Source organism: Nocardioides marmorisolisilvae, from assembly GCF_031656915.1.
Lineage (GTDB): Bacteria > Actinomycetota > Actinomycetes > Propionibacteriales > Nocardioidaceae > Marmoricola > Marmoricola terrisoli.
Genome location: NZ_CP134227.1, coordinates 2,106,670 through 2,122,913, shown reverse-complemented (window position 1 = coordinate 2,122,913; position 16,244 = coordinate 2,106,670). Strand labels below are relative to the sequence as shown.

Annotated in this window: 14 protein-coding genes and 1 pseudogene; 7 read left to right on the top strand and 8 right to left on the bottom strand. The window is 70.5% G+C overall.

What is annotated here, in order from left to right; all coding sequences use genetic code 11:
* The first annotated feature begins 22 nt into the window (after positions 1–22).
* Positions 23–1,645 (top strand): long-chain-fatty-acid--CoA ligase, encoded by a 1,623-nt coding sequence (locus Q9R13_RS10145; protein ID WP_310961026.1) that lies wholly within the window; start codon positions 23–25, stop codon positions 1,643–1,645.
* Positions 1,646–1,662: 17 nt separating this feature from the next.
* Here the strand turns inward: Q9R13_RS10145 and Q9R13_RS10140 are convergent, their stop codons facing one another.
* The 3 genes from Q9R13_RS10140 to Q9R13_RS10130 are packed head-to-tail and all read right to left on the bottom strand — an operon-like array spanning position 1,663 to position 6,139.
* The gene (locus Q9R13_RS10140) at positions 1,663–4,347 is read right to left on the bottom strand and encodes a multicopper oxidase domain-containing protein (RefSeq protein ID WP_310961025.1); all 2,685 of its coding nucleotides are present in this window, start codon (positions 4,345–4,347) and stop codon (positions 1,663–1,665) included.
* Positions 4,344–5,465: a hypothetical protein gene (locus tag Q9R13_RS10135; RefSeq protein WP_310961024.1), complete on the bottom strand. Its 1,122-nt coding sequence runs from the start codon at positions 5,463–5,465 to the stop codon at positions 4,344–4,346. The genes Q9R13_RS10140 and Q9R13_RS10135 overlap by 4 nt, the downstream gene beginning before the upstream one ends.
* Complete coding sequence (locus tag Q9R13_RS10130; protein ID WP_310961023.1) at positions 5,462–6,139, bottom strand: helix-turn-helix transcriptional regulator; 678 nt, start codon at positions 6,137–6,139, stop codon at positions 5,462–5,464. The genes Q9R13_RS10135 and Q9R13_RS10130 overlap by 4 nt, the downstream gene beginning before the upstream one ends.
* An 88-nt stretch (positions 6,140–6,227) precedes the next feature.
* Here Q9R13_RS10130 and Q9R13_RS10125 point away from each other — a divergent pair.
* Together Q9R13_RS10125 and Q9R13_RS10120 are read left to right on the top strand one after the other, a co-directional pair.
* Positions 6,228–6,632 (top strand): annotated as a pseudogene (locus Q9R13_RS10125) (hemerythrin domain-containing protein); the annotation flags it as partial.
* 66 nt (positions 6,633–6,698) lie between these two features.
* On the top strand, positions 6,699–7,019 hold the full coding sequence (locus Q9R13_RS10120) for a DUF2249 domain-containing protein (protein WP_310965069.1): 321 nt from the start codon (positions 6,699–6,701) through the stop codon (positions 7,017–7,019).
* 27 nt (positions 7,020–7,046) lie between these two features.
* On the opposite strand, the gene Q9R13_RS10115 is transcribed toward Q9R13_RS10120, so the two are convergent.
* Positions 7,047–7,292, bottom strand: a complete 246-nt coding sequence (locus Q9R13_RS10115) for a hypothetical protein (RefSeq protein ID WP_310961022.1) — start codon at positions 7,290–7,292, stop codon at positions 7,047–7,049.
* 34 nt (positions 7,293–7,326) lie between these two features.
* The gene (locus tag Q9R13_RS10110) at positions 7,327–8,655 is read right to left on the bottom strand and encodes a citrate synthase (RefSeq protein WP_310961021.1); all 1,329 of its coding nucleotides are present in this window, start codon (positions 8,653–8,655) and stop codon (positions 7,327–7,329) included.
* 278 nt (positions 8,656–8,933) lie between these two features.
* Here Q9R13_RS10110 and rplM point away from each other — a divergent pair, with 278 nt between their 5' ends.
* From rplM to glmM, 3 genes are read left to right on the top strand one after another with little or no spacing between them, the layout of a single operon-like run.
* Positions 8,934–9,377 (top strand): 50S ribosomal protein L13, encoded by a 444-nt coding sequence (gene rplM / locus Q9R13_RS10105; RefSeq protein ID WP_310965004.1) that lies wholly within the window; start codon positions 8,934–8,936, stop codon positions 9,375–9,377.
* A 30-nt stretch (positions 9,378–9,407) separates the two neighbouring features.
* Positions 9,408–9,911: a 30S ribosomal protein S9 gene (gene rpsI / locus Q9R13_RS10100; RefSeq protein ID WP_310965003.1), complete on the top strand. Its 504-nt coding sequence runs from the start codon at positions 9,408–9,410 to the stop codon at positions 9,909–9,911.
* The gene (glmM, locus tag Q9R13_RS10095) at positions 9,911–11,257 is read left to right on the top strand and encodes a phosphoglucosamine mutase (protein WP_310965002.1); all 1,347 of its coding nucleotides are present in this window, start codon (positions 9,911–9,913) and stop codon (positions 11,255–11,257) included. Before rpsI ends, glmM begins: the two co-directional genes overlap by 1 nt.
* On the opposite strand, the gene Q9R13_RS10090 is transcribed toward glmM, so the two are convergent.
* On the bottom strand, positions 11,254–13,455 hold the full coding sequence (locus Q9R13_RS10090) for an MMPL family transporter (protein ID WP_310965001.1): 2,202 nt from the start codon (positions 13,453–13,455) through the stop codon (positions 11,254–11,256). The genes glmM and Q9R13_RS10090 overlap by 4 nt on opposite strands.
* A 101-nt stretch (positions 13,456–13,556) precedes the next feature.
* On the opposite strand from Q9R13_RS10090, the gene Q9R13_RS10085 reads away from it, so the two are divergent.
* Positions 13,557–14,603 carry a YihY/virulence factor BrkB family protein gene (locus Q9R13_RS10085; protein ID WP_310965000.1) on the top strand — a complete coding sequence of 349 codons (1,047 nt, stop codon included), beginning with the start codon at positions 13,557–13,559 and terminating at the stop codon, positions 14,601–14,603.
* Between the two features lie 9 nt (positions 14,604–14,612).
* On the opposite strand, the gene Q9R13_RS10080 is transcribed toward Q9R13_RS10085, so the two are convergent.
* Both Q9R13_RS10080 and coaA read right to left on the bottom strand, forming a co-directional pair.
* Complete coding sequence (locus tag Q9R13_RS10080; protein WP_310964999.1) at positions 14,613–15,236, bottom strand: class I SAM-dependent methyltransferase; 624 nt, start codon at positions 15,234–15,236, stop codon at positions 14,613–14,615.
* A gap of 43 nt (positions 15,237–15,279) precedes the next feature.
* Positions 15,280–16,236, bottom strand: a complete 957-nt coding sequence (coaA, locus tag Q9R13_RS10075) for a type I pantothenate kinase (RefSeq protein WP_310964998.1) — start codon at positions 16,234–16,236, stop codon at positions 15,280–15,282.
* Positions 16,237–16,244 lie beyond the last annotated feature (8 nt).

The following is a 16,244-nucleotide window of genomic DNA, read 5'->3' as shown; positions in this document are numbered from 1 at the left end:
TGTCATGTGTCACAGTTCCGCCATGGAGCCCACCGCGTCCGGCACCGATCCCACCCAGCCCGATCCGACGCCGCCTGATCCGACCCACCTCGACGACCGGCTGGCCCACTGGGCAGCGGTCGACCCTGACGGCGAGGCGCTCAGCTACCTCGGCCGGACGTGGACCTGGCGCGAGTGGGACGACCGGGTACGCCGGCTCGCGGGCGCGCTGCGGTCGTGGGGGATCGGTCGTGGCGACGTCGTGGGGAGCCTGGACAAGAACCATCCGGCCACCGTCGAGCTCACCTTCGCCGCCGCGTCGCTCGGCGCGGCGACGGCCATCTTCAACTGGCGGCTCGCCGGCGAGGAGGTCGACTACGTCGTCAACGACTCCGGCGCCCGGCTGCTCCTGGTCGGCACCGAGCTGATGCCCCTGGTGGAGAGCCTGAGTGACCGGCTGACCGCGGTGGAGCGGATTGTCACCGTGACGCCCGAGGGCGGGGAGGACGACCAGTACGAGTCGGCCCTTGCCGCTGCCGCTCCGGCCCCTCGTGGTCGGGACGTCACTCCTGACGACGTGTGCCTGGTGATGTACAGCTCGGGCACCACCGGGCATCCCAAGGGAGTGATGCTCACCCAGCGCAATGTCCTCGAGCACACCCGGCACGCCCACGACGGTTGGTCGTTCGAGCCCGGCGACAAGAACATGGTTTCGATGCCGCTGTTCCACGTCGGCGGCTCGTCGTACGTCCAGTTCGGCGTCCACGACGGCGTCCCGACGGTGATGACCAGGGAGCCCGACGGCGCCTCGCTGGCCGGCGCGATCATGGCCGGCGCCAACCGCACGTTCCTGGTTCCGGCGGTCCTCGCGCAGGTGCTCCAGTCCGGCCCGGACGCGATCGCCCTCTTCGGCCGGCTCAAGACCTACTGCTACGGCGCCTCGCCGATGCCGCTGCCGCTGCTCCGGGCGGCGATGGACGCCTGGCCGGAGACCGACTTCATCCAGGTCTACGGGCTCACCGAGGTGTGCGGGGTGATCACCCACCTGATGCCCGACGAGCACCGAGAGGCGCTGGCGACCGGGCGCGAGGAACGGCTGACCAGTGCCGGCCGGCTGCTGCCGGAGGCGGAGCTGCGGGTCGTCGACCCGGCCACGCTGGCCGACGTACCGACGGGCGAGCACGGCGAGCTGTGGTTCCGGACCCCGCAGACGATGAAGGGCTACCTCAACCGGCCGGAGGCGACCGCCGAGGTGATCACCGAGGACGGTTGGCTGCGCACCGGCGACATGGGGAAGGTGGACGCGGACGGCTACGTGTACGTCGAGGATCGGCTCAAGGACATGATCATCTCGGGTGGGGAGAACATCTACTCCCCCGAGGTCGAGCGGGTGCTCGCCGAGCACCCGGGCGTGGCCGAGGTCGCGGTCATCGGCGTTCCCGACGACCGGTGGGGCGAGGTGGTGAAGGCGGTGGTGACCCGGGCGCCGGGCGCTGAGGTGACCGAAGACGAGCTGGTGACCCACGCCCGCGAGCACCTGGCCCACTTCAAGTGCCCACGCTCGGTCGACTTCGTCACAGAGATGCCGCGCAACCCGACCGGCAAGATCCTCAAGCGCGACCTGCGCCGGCAGTACTGGGAGGGGCACGACCGCAGCGTCATCTAGACGAGCGACCGCCGTCCTCAGCGGCGGACCCGGATGATCCCGTGGGCGCCTCGGCCGGCGTCGACCATCAGGTGTGACATGAACGGGTAGTGCCCGGGTTGGCGGAACGAGATCTCGACGAAGCCGCCCTGCGCGGGGCCGAGGCTCAGCACCTGGGCCGCACCGTGCTCGGGGTTGCCCCGTCGCAGCAGGTAGGCGCCCTCGGAGAACACCGTGTCGAACTGCCCGCCGACCACGTGGAACGAGGTGGGGCGGTCGGGGCCGGCGTCGAGCACCCAGATCCGGATCCGCTGGCCCACCCGGGCGGTCAGCGGATCGGCGTCGTACTGGTCGGCGTACCCGTTGAAGACGACGGCGTCGGGCCTCTCGGCCAGCACCTTGGCGACATCGACCGAGCCACCCTGCGCGCCGAGGTAGAGCTCGGACTGCAGCAGCACATAGCTGTGCGCCACCGGCGGGAGGTGCGGCGGGTCGATCACCACCGCGCCGAACATGCCGTTGGCGACGTGGACCGCCATCGGCATGGTCGAGCAGTGGTAGAGCCAGATCCCGGAATGGTGGGCGGTGAAGCGGTAGGTCAGCGCCTGTCCGGGTGCCAGGGTGCGCATCGGACGATCCGGTGCGACCTGGCCGGCGTGGAAGTCGATCGAATGGCCCATCGGGGTGTCGTTGACCAGCCGGATCACGAACCGGTCGCCGATCCGTCCGTGCAGGGTCGGGCCGGGCATCGTGCCGTTGTAGGTCCACAGGTCCTGCCGGACGCCCGGCGCCACGGCCGACTCGACGTCGCTGACGGTGAAGGTACGGCGGATCACGCGGCCGTGCGGGAGCGCCGGCAGCACCGGGTCATGCGCCCGGAACCCGGCCGGAGGACTCTTGGAGAGGTCGACGGGTGCCGCGGCCCGATGGTCGGCGCTCGTCGTGCCGCCCATGTCCATCCCCGGCATGTCGTGCCCGGTGCCGGAGTGCCGCACGGCCGCCAGCCCGGTCACCCGGACGTGGAACACCATCCCCAACTGTCGGTGCCCGGGCATCGAGCACCAGCCCTCGATGTCGCGACCCACGACTCCGGCGTTCACCGTGGCGGACTCCCCGGGTCCCAGCCGCGGGCTGTGCGCGCCGGAGTCGAGCACCAGGTCGTGCACGTCGTGGGCATCGGTGTTGCGCAGGTCGATCACCAGCCGGTTGCCGGCCGGGACACTCACCGTCGACGGGGTGAACCGCATGTTCGCGGCGCGCACGACGACGTGGGTGGTGTGGCCGGTCGCGACCACCCCATCGGCGGAGGAGCGGTGCTCGGTGCCGGCAAGCGCGGCCGGGTCCAGAGCAACTCCGACGGCCACGGCGAGCACCACGACCGCGAACCCTGCTGCGGCCAGGCCGGTGATCTGACCGCGGGGCCTCTCGCCGGCAACCGGCGCCGGACCGGTACGCCGGGCAGCGGGCACCTCTCGGGCGGCCATGGACGCGGCCCCGTCACGAGCCTGGCGGGCAGCCCGCATCGCGGCGAACATCAGCGGGAGGAACGAGGCGAGTGAGACGAGGACCGTCACCGACACCAGCAGCCGCACCATCGCCGGGACCGGCAGCAGGCACACCACGAGTCCGGCGTTGACGACCATGACCCGGAGGGCGCTGCCGCGGTCCAGCACGGTGTTCGCAGCGCGGGCGCCGGCCGGGCCTCCGCCGACCGCGACCGGGATCAGGTAGGACAGGGCGCCGAGCAGCACCTGCGCCCCGAAGCCGGCGGCGAGCGCGGGCGTGAGAGCCTCCAGGAGCTCGTGGGCGGCCATCCAGCCGGGCGCCACACCGACACCCACGGCCAGGGCGACCACGACGCCGGTGAGCCAGCTGACCGCGGCCAGCACCGACCAGGTCGGGAAGTGCAGCGGTGGCTTGCTGCGCATCGCCAGCGCGAAGGGCCGCGCGAGCACGACCAGCCCGGCGGCGTACCCCAGCAGTCCGAGGGTCACCAGCAGGCGTTGCCCGACCAGGCAGCCGCCGACCGCCACCACGATGCCGCCCAGCAGCACCCACAGGGCGCGCGCGGCGATCGTCTCCGCCCCGACGACGATCCGGGTGCGCAGCATCGTCGGCCAGAGGGTCACCATGGTGCCCATCACGGTCAGGCCCATCCAGCCGAGGACGTTGACCACCACGTGCGCGGTCATCAGCCGGGCATGCCAAGGCATCCCCGCGCCGCGCACCATCAGTACGCCGAAGAGCACCCCGACCGGCAGCAGTGCCGCCGAGGCGACGTAGAACCGCACGGTCACTGCGAACCGGGAGCCCAGAGCGCGGCGTAGCTGCAGCACCAGCGAGACCCCGTGCCATCCGACCGCGGCCACGACCGCGGTCCCGCCGGCCGCGGCGACCTCCCAGTGGACGCCGGTGACGCCGAGCACCACGACCAGGGCACCCAGGTTCAGCAGCACCAGTCGGACGGTCCGGTTGCGGTACGCCGACGAGGTGGGCGCGGTGTGCAGCAGTGCGTCGGCGAAGTGCTGGCTCCAGACCAGGATCGAGTGGGTCACCGCACCGAGCAGCAGCAGGTGGAACATCAGCCATCGTGGCGCGGCGAGCTCGCGGTGCACGAGCGCGACCACCACGACGGCGAGCAGCCACAGCACCGCGGGGATGTCCCGCATCGGGTTGAAGCGCCTGCGCGCACCGACCTCGACCGGTCCGTTCGCGATCCTCATCGGACCCCCGTCCGGCGGGCACGAGCCAGGGACCAGACGACCAGGCCCGCGAAGGACAGCAGCGCGGCCTCGTTGAGGACACCACCGAGCTGCCAGCACTGCTGCTGCCCGAGGGCGTCACCGATCCAGAGCCGGAGCAGCAGCGACACGTGCAGCAGCGCCAGAGGCGCCCACATCAGCGGGTGATAGGGGAGTGGCCGGCGCAGCACCGCCGGGAGGATCACCGGGGCGTGGGCCATGATCATCGAGATGGTGAAGCCGAGGAACACCGCATGGATCACCGCGTCGTACGCCGGGCCTCCGTACGACGATCCGCTGACCAGCCACACCGCGCCGGCGACGAGGAGCCATAGGTACCCGCCGAGCATCCCGGCGGCGGTGTAGCGCGGCAGCCCGGTGGACCTGATCGTCCGCCACGCCACGTCGTGCACCGCCAGCCAGCCGGTGAGCACCAGCAGGGTCAGCCCGAGCAGGGGGTGACCCGCGGACGGCCACAGCAGCGCCGCCACCACCCCGCAGGTCAGCAGCCCGGAGAGCAGCACCAGGGTCGGCCCGGCGCCGGGGCCCATCGCCAGCCGGGCGAGCTCGAGCCGTTCGCCGGCGATGGTCAGCACCAGGAAGGCGGCCAGCCACGGCAGCAGCGTCGCCATCGGCGTCCCGCCGAGCCACATCAGGGCCGCGCCGGTGCCCAGCACGGCGCCGTGCGCCTGCACGAGCACCGCATCGTCGCGCTGTCGTCGCCACAGCGGCACGTAGATGGACGTCATCGCCGCCATCCCGGCGACCAGGGCTGTTCGACCGACCACCAGGGGAAGCGGCGTGACCAGCAGCAGGCTGCCGACGCCGAGGAGGGCCGGTGCCGCCAGGGCACGTCGCTCGCCCAATGCGATCGCGCGCTCGAGGCACACGACGGTGCCGACGAACCCCAGCGCCATCACCATGCCGTGGACGTCGGGCAGCCGACGGGCGCTCACCGGCGCCGGCACGCCCAGCAGGATCAGCCCGGCGTCGAGCCCGGCGAGCAGCGCGACGGCTGCCGGCAGGAGCAGCCAGGCGCGGGATCCCGTGGGTCGCTTGGCACCACCGGCCTCGGCCGGGGCCGGGTGCAGCAGCGTCACGGCTGGTCTCGCAGGTCGAGCAGGCAGGCTCCCGGCTCGGCGAACGGCCGCAGCTCGGCGTCGAGGTCGGTGGCGCCGTACTCCTCCAGCGCGCCGCCGACCAGACCGAGGTGGACGTTGCAGACGATGCCCGGCTGCTCGCGCGCCAGCTCCAGCAGCGGGCACCGGGTCAACCGCATTCCGCTCGCCGAGCGACCCGGCTCGGGCGCGAAGCCCAGGTCCGCGAGCAGGCGCCGGACCCGTTGCCGGGGCGGGGTTCCCTCGGACGTCGCGGTCGAGGCGCTGGCCAGCTCGCGGCCCCACACCTGACCTGCTTCGACGGCGTCGTCCTCGGGATGGGCGCTGGTGCGCAGCAGGGTGCGGGCCAGGGCGGTGGCGAGGCCGGCGTACTCCGGGTGGTCGGTGCCGGCCCCGCTCGCGCTCCACAGCCAGGCAGGTCGGCCCCGACCCTCGGGCTCGGCGCGGACCCGAGTCACGAGGCCGTCGTCGGCGAGCGCGTCGAGGTGTCCGCGGACGGTGTTCTCGTGCAGCCCGGCCAGCTCGGCCAGGTCGGCGAGCGTGGTGGGCTCCGGTCGGGCGCCCAGCAGGTCGAGCACGGTGCGCCGCCCCCGGCTCAGTCCGGTGACCGTGGGCGTCGCCGGCAGCGGGCCCAGATCGGGGGTTCGATTTTCCACGGGAAATAGTGTAGTAAATTACCCAGCGGATCGCACATCCCGGTGCGGTCGCCGAGCCGGTCCCGGATCCGGGACCGAAGGAGGATCAATGAACGACGTGGCGATCTCGAGCACCGCGGCCGACGCAGCCGCGGTCCAGGCGATCGAGCAGCACCACGCAGAGCTGGCCGGTGCGCTGAGCGCGCGGGTGTCCGCGCTGCAGCTGGCCGCTCGCGGCGGCGACGGCGTCGACGCCGCGCGTGCCGACCTGGTCGGCTGGTGCGAGAGCGACCTGCTGCCGCACGCGGCCGCCGAGGAGTCGGCCCTCTATCCTGCGGGCCTGGCGATCGCTCCGGCCCGGATCCTTGTGGAGGCGATGCTCGCCGAGCACGTCGTGCTCGCGTCCCTGGTCGCCGACCTGCGCACCGCGACCGACGCGGTTCGTGCCGTCGGCGCGGCCCGGGCACTGCAGGTCCTCTTCGACAGCCACCTGGCCAAGGAGAACGACCAGCTCCTGCCCGCGCTGGCTGGTGCTCCCGGGGTGAGCCTGCCCGACCTGCTCTCGGCGATGCACGCGGAGCTGGCCGGCGCAGCCGATCACGGCCACGAGCAGGAGGCCGAGGCAGCGCCCGCGGGGCACAACTGCTCCTGTGGCGAGCACGACGGGCCCGGCTACCCCGAGCTCGACGCGAGGATGGTCCCGCACGCGATCCGGCACGCCACCATCTTCGGGGCCCTCGACGCGGTGCACCCCGGCGGCGGCCTGGTGCTGGTGGCCCCGCACGACCCGCTCCCCTTGCTGGCCCAGATCGAGCAGCGTCAGCCCTCAGTGTTCGAGGTCAGCTATCTCGAGCGCGGTCCGGAGGCCTGGCGGTTGCAGCTGGTCCGCCGCACTGCCTGAGGTCGGTGCAGCAGGTGACGACGTGCCTCAGCGCGCCAGCAGGCGCCAGATCTCCAGCACCACGGGCAGGCCGACCACCACGAGCAGCAGCCACGCGATGATCCGGTGGGACGACTTCGCCGGGTCCAGCGCAGACGCGACCGCGAGGAGTGCGGCGTTGTCGCCGGTGAAGCGGTCGAAGCCCATCCGCTGGGCGTCGGTGGGGAAGGGGCTCGGCGGCAGGAAGTCCTCGGGCTGGATCAGCTCGGGGTCGGGTGCGTCGTCCGCCAGCATGAGGCAAATCTAGCGCGACGGCGCCCCGCTGACGTCACTTCCAGCGCTCGGCCGCCGGGGTGAAGGTGAGGCCGCGGTCGCCGGTGTAGATCTGCTTGGGACGGGCGATCTTCTGCTCCTTGTCCTGGACCAGCTCGTGCCACTGCGCCAGCCAGCCCGGCGTACGACCGATCGCGAACAGCACGGTGAACATCTCCGGCGGGAACTGGAAGGCCTCGTAGATCAGCCCGGAGTAGAAGTCGACGTTGGGGTAGAGCTTGCGCTTGACGAAGTACTCGTCCTCGAGCGCGATCTTCTCCAGCTCCATCGCGATCTCGAGCAGCGGGTTCACCCCGGTGACCTCGAAGACGTCGTCGCAGGCCTTCTTGATGATCTTCGCCCGCGGGTCGTAGTTCTTGTAGACCCGGTGGCCGAAGCCCATCAGCCGCTCGTTGCCGTCCTTCACGCCCTTGATGAAGTCGGGGATGTTCTCCTTGCCCCCGATCCGGCGCAGCATCCGCAGCACCGCCTCGTTCGCGCCGCCGTGCAGTGGACCGTAGAGGGCGCCGACGCCCGCCGCCACCGAGGAGTACGGGTCGACCTGGGACGAGCCCACCGAGCGAACCGCATTGGCCGAGCAGTTCTGCTCGTGGTCGGCGTGGAGGATGAAGAGCACATCGAGGGCCTTGACCAGCCGCTCGTCGGCGTCGAACTTGCGCTCGCTCATCTTGAACAGCATCGAGAGGAAGTTCGCGGTGTAGCCGAGCTCGTTGTCCGGGTAGACGAACGGCTTGCCCTGCGCGTGCCGGAAGGCCCAGGCGCCGAGGGTCGGCATCTTCGCGATCATCCGGACGATCTGCATGTGCCGGTTGTCCGCGTCGTGGATGTTGGAGGACTCCGGGTAGAACGTCGACAGCGCCCCGACCGATGCCATCAGCATCCCCATCGGGTGTGCGTCGTACCGGAAGCCCTGCATGAACTCCTTGACGTTCTCGTGCACGAACGTGTGGAAGGTGATCTCGTGCACCCACTGGTCGTACTCCACCTTGGAGGGCAGCTCGCCGTGGATCAGGAGATAGGCGACCTCCAGGAAGGACGAGCCCTCCGCGAGCTGCTCGATCGGGTAGCCGCGGTACTCCAGGATGCCCCTCTCGCCGTCGATGAACGTCACGGCGCTCTTGCACGACGCTGTGTTGACGAAGCCCGGGTCGTAGGTGGCCAGTCCGGGGCCCTCTTCGTTGGTCTCAGGGTCGGTTGTCCTGATCTGACCCAGATCGGCGGCGCGGATGGTGCCGTCGTTGATCGGGATCTCATACTCCTTGCCAGTCCGGTTGTCGCGGACGGTGAGGGTGTCGTTCCCCGCGGAACTGCCGTTGTCAGCCACGTCGGCTCCTGTCACTTTGATCGTGCCATTTCCGCCTCCGAACCTACGCCCACCACTGTTGCCGCCGCCAACCGCCGTCTCGCGGTCGGCTCGTTTTGACCGGTACGGCGCGGCACCGGTAGCCTTGCTGGTAGCGACTCCTGCCGCTCCACGGCTCGTTCACGACGACCTGGGGCAGACCCGGCCACTGAGGCCGGGCAGTGTTCGTCAGAAGCCGCGGCACCACCGCCGTTCGGGACCAGCCCGAGCGGATCACGAACGAGAAAGTGGCAACGCACGTGCGCACTTACAGCCCCAAGCCTGGTGACATCCAGCGCGAATGGCACGTCATCGACGCGACCGACGTCCGGCTCGGCCGGCTCGCCGTCCAGGTCGCCAACCTCCTGCGCGGCAAGCACAAGCCGATGTTCGCGCCCCACGTCGACACCGGTGACTTCGTCATCGTGGTGAACGCGTCGAAGCTGTCGCTGTCCGGCGACAAGGCGACCAAGAAGCTGTCCTACCAGCACTCCGGATACCCCGGCGGGCTGTCGTCGACCCCGATGGGCCAGCTGCTCGAGAAGGACGCCCGCAAGGCTGTCGAGCGCGCCGTCTGGGGGATGCTGCCGAAGAACCGTCTCGGCCGCCAGATGATCAAGAAGCTCAAGGTGTACTCCGGCCCGGAGCACCCCCACGCGGCCCAGAAGGCCAAGCCGTTCGAGATCACGCAGATCTCCCAGTAAGACTTCAACTTCCAGCTCCGAGGTAAACACGTGTCTGAGAACGCATCCACCGAGGTCGAGGAGACCTACCAGGTCGACGAGCAGGGCATCGCCTACTCGTCCGAGAGCGCCCCGTCCGCCGACGCGCCGCTGAAGCCCGCCACCATCGCCCCGGCGGCGGCCACCGGTCGTCGCAAGGAGGCCGTCGCGCGGGTCCGCATCGTCCCCGGCACCGGTCAGTGGTCGGTCAACGGCCGCACGCTCGACTCCTACTTCCCCAACAAGCTGCACCAGCAGGTCGTCAACGAGCCGTTCGCGACCACCCAGCTCGAGGGCCGCTTCGACGTGATCGCCCGCATCCACGGCGGCGGGATCACCGGTCAGGCCGGTGCGCTGCGCCTGGGCGTGGCCCGCGCGCTGAACGCCGTCGACATCGAGGCCAACCGTCCGTCGCTGAAGAAGGCCGGACTGCTGACCCGTGACGCCCGCGTGATCGAGCGCAAGAAGGCTGGTCTGAAGAAGGCACGGAAGGCTCCTCAGTTCAGCAAGCGCTGATGGGACGCCTCTTCGGCACCGACGGAGTCCGGGGGCTGGCCAACGGTCGCCTGACCGCGGAGCTCGCCCTGGACCTCTCGGTCTCGGCAGCCCATGTGCTCGGCGAACGGGGGACCTTCGCCGGTCACCGGCCCGTGGCCGTGGTGGGCACCGACACTCGCGTGTCCGGGGAGTTCCTGTCCGCAGCCGTCGTGGCCGGGCTCACCTCAGCCGGCGTCGACGTACTGATCCTCGGTGACCTGCCCACTCCGGGAGTGGCGTACCTGACCGGCGCGCTGGGCGCCGATCTCGGTGTGATGCTCTCGGCGTCGCACAACCCGATGCCCGACAACGGCATCAAGTTCCTGGCCCGTGGGGGGGTCAAGCTCGACGACGCCATCGAGGACGCCATCGAGAAGCGGATGCAGGAGCCGTGGGAGCGGCCGATCGGCGGTGACGTCGGACGGATCCGTCGGCACCCGACCGCCATCGAGGAGTACGCCGCGCACCTGGTCGGCACCGTCAGTCACGACCTGAGCGGGCTCAGAGTCGTGCTCGACTGCGCGAACGGGGCGGCCTCGGTCGTCGGGCCCAAGGCGCTCCGCGACGCCGGTGCGGAGGTCATCGCGATCGCGGCCGAGCCCGACGGGCTGAACATCAACGACGGCTGCGGATCCACCCACCTCGATGGCCTGCAGCGGGCCGTGGTCGAGCACGGCGCCGACGTCGGCTTCGCTCTCGACGGCGACGCCGACCGCTGCCTGGCCGTGGACGCTCGCGGGGAGGTCGTCGACGGCGACCAGATCCTCGCCGTCCTCGCGCTCGCCCTGCGCGAGCGCGGCGAGCTGCACGCGGACACCGTCGTGGCGACCGTGATGTCGAACCTGGGCTTCGTGCAGGCGATGCGCGGCGCCGGGATCGGTGTGCTGCAGACCAAGGTGGGCGACCGCTACGTCCTGGAGGCGATGAAGACCCTCGGCCACACGCTGGGCGGCGAGCAGTCCGGCCACGTCATCATGAGCCGACACGCCACCACGGGAGACGGCGTGCTGACCGCCCTGCAGGTGCTGGACCGGATGGCCGCGACGAGCGCGTCGATCGACGAGCTCGCGGGCGTGATGAACCGCCTTCCGCAGGTGCTGCTCAACGTTCCCGGCGTCGACAAGTCGCGTGCCGACGACGACTTCGTCGTCGCCGCCGCGGTCGCCGAGGCAGAGGCCGAGCTCGGTGACAGTGGTCGGGTGCTGCTGCGCCAGTCCGGCACCGAGCCGCTGGTCCGGGTGATGGTCGAGGCGTCGAGCCACGCCCAGGCCGCGAGCATCGCGGCCCGGCTCGCCGACGTGGTGCGCGCCCAGCTCGCCCTCTAGCGAGGCGCGTTAGGCGGCTGGTCGAGCGTCTGGGGCAGCTCGAGCTGGGGCTGCGCGACGGCTCCGTGACCCACGCGCGCCTCGTGCTCGGCCTCGGTCTCGTCGCCGTGCCCGGGCCACCAGGCGGCGTGCCCGATCAGCGCGGTCAGTGAGGGCGTGAAGAACATCGCCATCACGAAGGCGGCCACGAAGATGCCGAACGACAGCGCGAAGCCCATCGACACGATCAGCGACTGACCGCCGAGCATCAGCGAGCCGAAGGTGCCGGCCAGGATGAGCCCGGCCGCGGCGATGGTCGGCCCGGCGTGCTTGACCGCCTCGGCAGCGGCCGCGCGAGCATCCTTGCCGGCACGTGCCTCCTCGCGCAGCCGGGCGATCATCAAGATGTTGTAGTCGGTGCCGAGCGCCACCACGAACAGGTAGATGTAGATCGGCAACATGAAGATCAGCCCGCTGTCGCCCTTGATGTGCTGGAAGAGGATCACGCTGGCCCCCAGGGTCGCGCCGAACCCGAGGCCCACCGAGACCATCAGGTAGACCGGTGCGACCAGGCTGCGCAGCAGGAGGGCGAGGATCAGCATGATGATCACGGCCGCGACCGGGAACACCACCGAGTAGTCGCGGGCCATCGCCTGCTGGAGATCGGCGAAGACGGACGTGGTGCCGCCGACGTACGCCGTCGTGCCGGGCGGGGCCGACCGGTGGGCGATGTCCCGGATCGGTCCCTTGATGTCGCTCAACGCCGCGTCCGAGCTGGGATCGTGGTCGAGCACGACCGCGACCGAGGCGGTGGTGCCGTCCTTCGAGATCTGCGGCGGCAGCACCTTCGCGACCCCGGTGGCCCCGGACATGGCCGTGCCGAAGCCGGCGAGGGCCGACTTGTCGATGGGCCCTCCGTCGTCGCTGCGGACCAGCACGGTCGCGGGGTCGCTCTGGCCGGCCGGGAAGCTCTTCTGCAGGGTGTGGGTGGCCTGGGTGGACTCGAGGTTGGACGGCAGGCTGGAGTTGAAGTCGAAGGTCGGGTTGAAGCTCAGCGCGAAGATAGCGAGCACCGCCAAGACGGCTCCGGAGGCCAGTGCGAACCTGCCCGGGTGTGCGCCGAGAGCCTTGCTGATCGCAGCGAAGCGCGTGCCCTGCGGCTCGTCGCGCCAGCTCTTCGACGGCCAGAACAGCGCCCGGCCGAGCAGCGTCATCACGGCGGGGACCAGGGTGAGCGCCGCCACCAGGGTGACCGCCACCGCGATCGCCAGGGCGGGGCCGATCGAGCGGAAGATGCTCAGCGAGGAGAGCACCAGGGCCATGAAGGCGACGATCACCGCGCCGCCGGCCGAGGCGATCGCCTCACCGGCCCGCTCCATCGCCTGCACGATCGCCTCCCTGGGGGCGACCCCAGCGCGAAGACGCTCCCGATAGCGGAAGAGCAGGAACAGGATGTAGTCGGTCCCGATGCCGTAGAGGACCACGATCAGGATCACCTGGATCGAGCTGTCCGCCTTCAGGTCGAAGGCCTGGTTCGCCCACGCGATCAACCCGGTGGCGACCTGCGAGGCGATGCCCACCACGACGATCGGCAGCAGGCAGATGATCACGCTGCGGAAGATCAGCGCCAGGAGCACGACGATGAGCAGGACCGTTGCGGCGCCGACGATCTCCATCGTCTTCGCGCTGGAGTCCTGCGAGTCGAGGCTCTGCGGCGCCGGTCCCGTCATCTGCAGCCGCAGGTCGGTGCCCTTGACCAGCGGCTTGGCGTCGGCGCGCAGGGTCTTGGCGTCGTTGATCGCGCTGGTGTCGTAGCCGGTGGCGCCCTTGGCCAGGCCGATCACTCCGATCAGCACCTGGTGGTCCTGGGAGACGGCTCCGACGGCACCATGGGAGAAGGTGCGGCTCATCGGGCCGGTCAGCCTGGTGTTCAGCGCATCGACGATCCCACTCGCCTTCGCGGTGTCTGCAGCGGACAGCGCCCGGCCGTCGGTGCGGTCGAAGACGAGGATCGCGCCGGGCTGGCTCGCAGCCGGGAACTCCTTGGCCTGGATCTCTGCGGCCTTGATCGACTCGTAGTGGTCGGGCAGGAACGCCGACTCGTCCGTGGTCGAGGTCAGCTTCGGCGCCATGCTGATGACCACCACGGCGAGAATGATCCAGCCTGCGACGACGAACCAGGGACGACGGGAGGCCAGCCGGCCCAGGGCTTCGAACATGGGCGCAAAGGTATCCGCTGGAAGCGGCCGAACCGGCATCATTTCTCCAGCAGGGCCGCCCGGTCCCGTCGGTGGGGCCGGCACGGCGGTGGTTTGGCCGCATGGTCAGCGGGCACCGGCTCGGGATGACACACGTCGAGGAGCCGGCGTCGCCGACAGACCTCACCGGGTCGTCCTGGAGGTATGTCGCCCGCAAGACGCTGCGTGAGTTCTCCCGTGACCAGTGCACAGACCTCGCCGCGTCGTTGACCTACTACTCGGTGCTCTCGCTGTTCCCTGCACTGATCGCGCTGCTCTCCCTGGTGGGATTGGTCGGTCAGGGACCGTCGACCGTGCACACCCTGGTCGGTGTGCTGAGCACCGTCGGGGTCGGTGGGATCGCGCGGAGCATCGAGCCGACCCTGCTCCAGCTCGGCCGCTCCACCGGGGCTGCCGGCTTGGGCTTCGTGCTGGGCGTGCTGTCGGCGCTCTGGTCTGCATCGGGGTACGTCGGCTCGTTCGGACGGGCGATGAACCGCATCTACGAGATCCGCGAGGGCCGACCGTTCTGGAAGCTCCGCCCGATGATGCTGCTGGTCACGCTGGTGGCGATCGTGCTGGCCGCGGCAGTGGCGCTCGCGCTGGTGCTGACCGGCAGCGCGGCACAGTCGGTGGGCAACGCGATCGGGCTCGGGTCGACCGCCGTCACGATCTGGAGCATCGCGAAGTGGCCGGTCATCCTGTTCGCGGTCGTCGTCATCGTCGCGGTGCTCTACTACGCGACGCCGAACATCGCGCAGCCGAAGTTCCGTTGGGTGAGCGTGGGTGCGGTCCTGGCCATCGTGCTCTGGATCGTCGCGTCGGTGGCATTCGGCTTCTACATCGGCAACTTCAGCAGCTACGACAAGACCTACGGTGCCCTCGCCGGAGCCGTGGTCTTCCTGCTCTGGTTGTGGATCACCAACCTGGCACTGCTTCTGGGCGCCGAGCTCGACAGCGAGCTCGAGCGCGGACGTGAGCTGCAGGCGGGCGTGGCGGCCGAGCGCTCCGTGCAGCTCCCCGTCCGCGACGATCGCAACATCGAGAAGGACGAGGCCAAGCTGCGCGAAGAGGTGGCCCTGGGGCGCGCACTGCGGGAGAGCCGCGGGCACACCGACGAGGGCCGATGACGCCGCTGGTCAGCCCCGGGTGAGCACCGCAACGACGTAGTCGTCGTCCGGCGGCCGCAGGTCGTAGCTGCCGAAATGCTGCTCGACCGAGAGGCCCGCCGCGGTGACGTCGGCGGCGAAGTCATCCCAGGGGTACTCGCGGGCATGGGCCGGACCGCCGTGGTGGTGGAAGCCGACCAGCATTCGGCCGCCCTCGACCAGCAGTGCGCCCAGGGTGCGCAGCATCCGCACCTCGGTGTCCTCCGCGGCCAGCACGATCACGTTGCCGACCAGCACGACCACGTCGTACGACGAGGGTGCGCCGTGCGCCTCGAGCAGCTCCGGTGTCAGCGCCAGCACGTCGGACTCGATGACTGGCAGCTCGGGGAACAGCTCGTGCGCGCGACCGATGAGATGCCCGTCCTTCTCGACGGCCGTGACCCTGTGCCCGCGGCGCTGCAGGGCCGCGCCGACCCGGCCCAGGCCGGCACCGGCATCGAGCATCCGAGCGCCCCGCGGCGCCAGCACGTCGGCCAGCCGGGCCTCGCCGTCGATGTCGTCGCCGGCGGCGATCAGCGCGGTGAACCGCTGGTCGTAGCCGTGGTTGCGTTCGCCCGCGCGCTCCCAGCGGGTCAGCGGTGGCTGTTCGTCCATGCTCGTCCTCCTTGCTGGCGCAAGCTGTGCGTGACGCCCGCTCTCACAGCTTGCGCAGACGCACCCAGCGCACCGAATGGTCCGCGTCCTTGCGCAGCACCAGGGTGGCCCGTGACCGGGTCGGTGCGATGTTCCCATTGAGGTTCGGTCCGTTGATGGTGTCCCAGATTCGGTTCGCCTCGGTGACGGCCTCGTCGTGCGAGAGGCCGGCGTACTTCGCGAAGTACGACGCCGGGTCGCGGAATGCGGTCTCCCGCAGCCGCAGGAACCGGTCGGTGTACCAGCGTCGGATGTCGGCCTGTGCGGCGTCGACGTACACGGTGAAGTCGAAGAAGTCGCTCACTGCCAGGCCCGTGCGGCCGTCGCCACGGATGCCCGCCGGCTGCAGCACGTTGAGCCCCTCCACGATCACGATGTCGGGGCTCTGCACCACGACCCTCTCGTCGGTGACGTCATAGGTCAGGTGGGAGTAGACCGGCGCCTCGACCTCCTCCTTGCCCGACTTGATGTCGATGACGAAGCGGAGCAGCGCCTTGCGGTCGTAGGACTCCGGAAAGCCCTTGCGACCCAGCAGCCCGCGTCGCTCGAGCTCGGCGTTGGGGTGCAGGAAGCCGTCGGTGGTCACCAGTGACACGCGAGGGTGCGCCGGCCAGTGCGCGAGCATCTGCTGCAGCACGCGTGCGGTGGTGGACTTGCCCACCGCGACGGAGCCGGCCAGGCCGATCACGAAGGGTGTGCGGGGCGGCACGGTCCGGTGCAGGAAGTCCTCCTGGGCTCGGTGCAGGGCGCCCGCGGCCTCGACGTACATGCTCAGCAGCCGCGACAGCGGCAGGTAGATCTGCTGCACCTCACCGATGTCGAGCTGGTCACCGAGGCCGCGGACCCGGTCGATCTCCTCGGCCGACAGTGGCTGATCGGTGTGTGCGCCCAACTCGGCCCAGGCGTCGCGCTCGAGCTCGACGTACGGCGAGGACTCGCCGGCGTGCGTGCCGTTGGCCATGGGGCGAT

Excerpts from the sequence above, each read along its gene's own strand:
- Q9R13_RS10145 (WP_310961026.1), top strand. The coding sequence starts at position 23 with ATGGAGCCCACCGCGTCCGGCACCGATCCCACCCAGCCCGATCCGACG.
- Q9R13_RS10140 (WP_310961025.1), bottom strand. The coding sequence starts at position 4,347 with ATGAGGATCGCGAACGGACCGGTCGAGGTCGGTGCGCGCAGGCGCTTC.
- Q9R13_RS10115 (WP_310961022.1), bottom strand. The coding sequence starts at position 7,292 with ATGCTGGCGGACGACGCACCCGACCCCGAGCTGATCCAGCCCGAGGAC.
- glmM (WP_310965002.1), top strand. The coding sequence starts at position 9,911 with ATGGGACGCCTCTTCGGCACCGACGGAGTCCGGGGGCTGGCCAACGGT.
- Q9R13_RS10090 (WP_310965001.1), bottom strand. The coding sequence starts at position 13,455 with ATGTTCGAAGCCCTGGGCCGGCTGGCCTCCCGTCGTCCCTGGTTCGTC.
- Q9R13_RS10085 (WP_310965000.1), top strand. The coding sequence starts at position 13,557 with ATGGTCAGCGGGCACCGGCTCGGGATGACACACGTCGAGGAGCCGGCG.
- Q9R13_RS10080 (WP_310964999.1), bottom strand. The coding sequence starts at position 15,236 with ATGGACGAACAGCCACCGCTGACCCGCTGGGAGCGCGCGGGCGAACGC.
- coaA (WP_310964998.1), bottom strand. The coding sequence starts at position 16,236 with ATGGCCAACGGCACGCACGCCGGCGAGTCCTCGCCGTACGTCGAGCTC.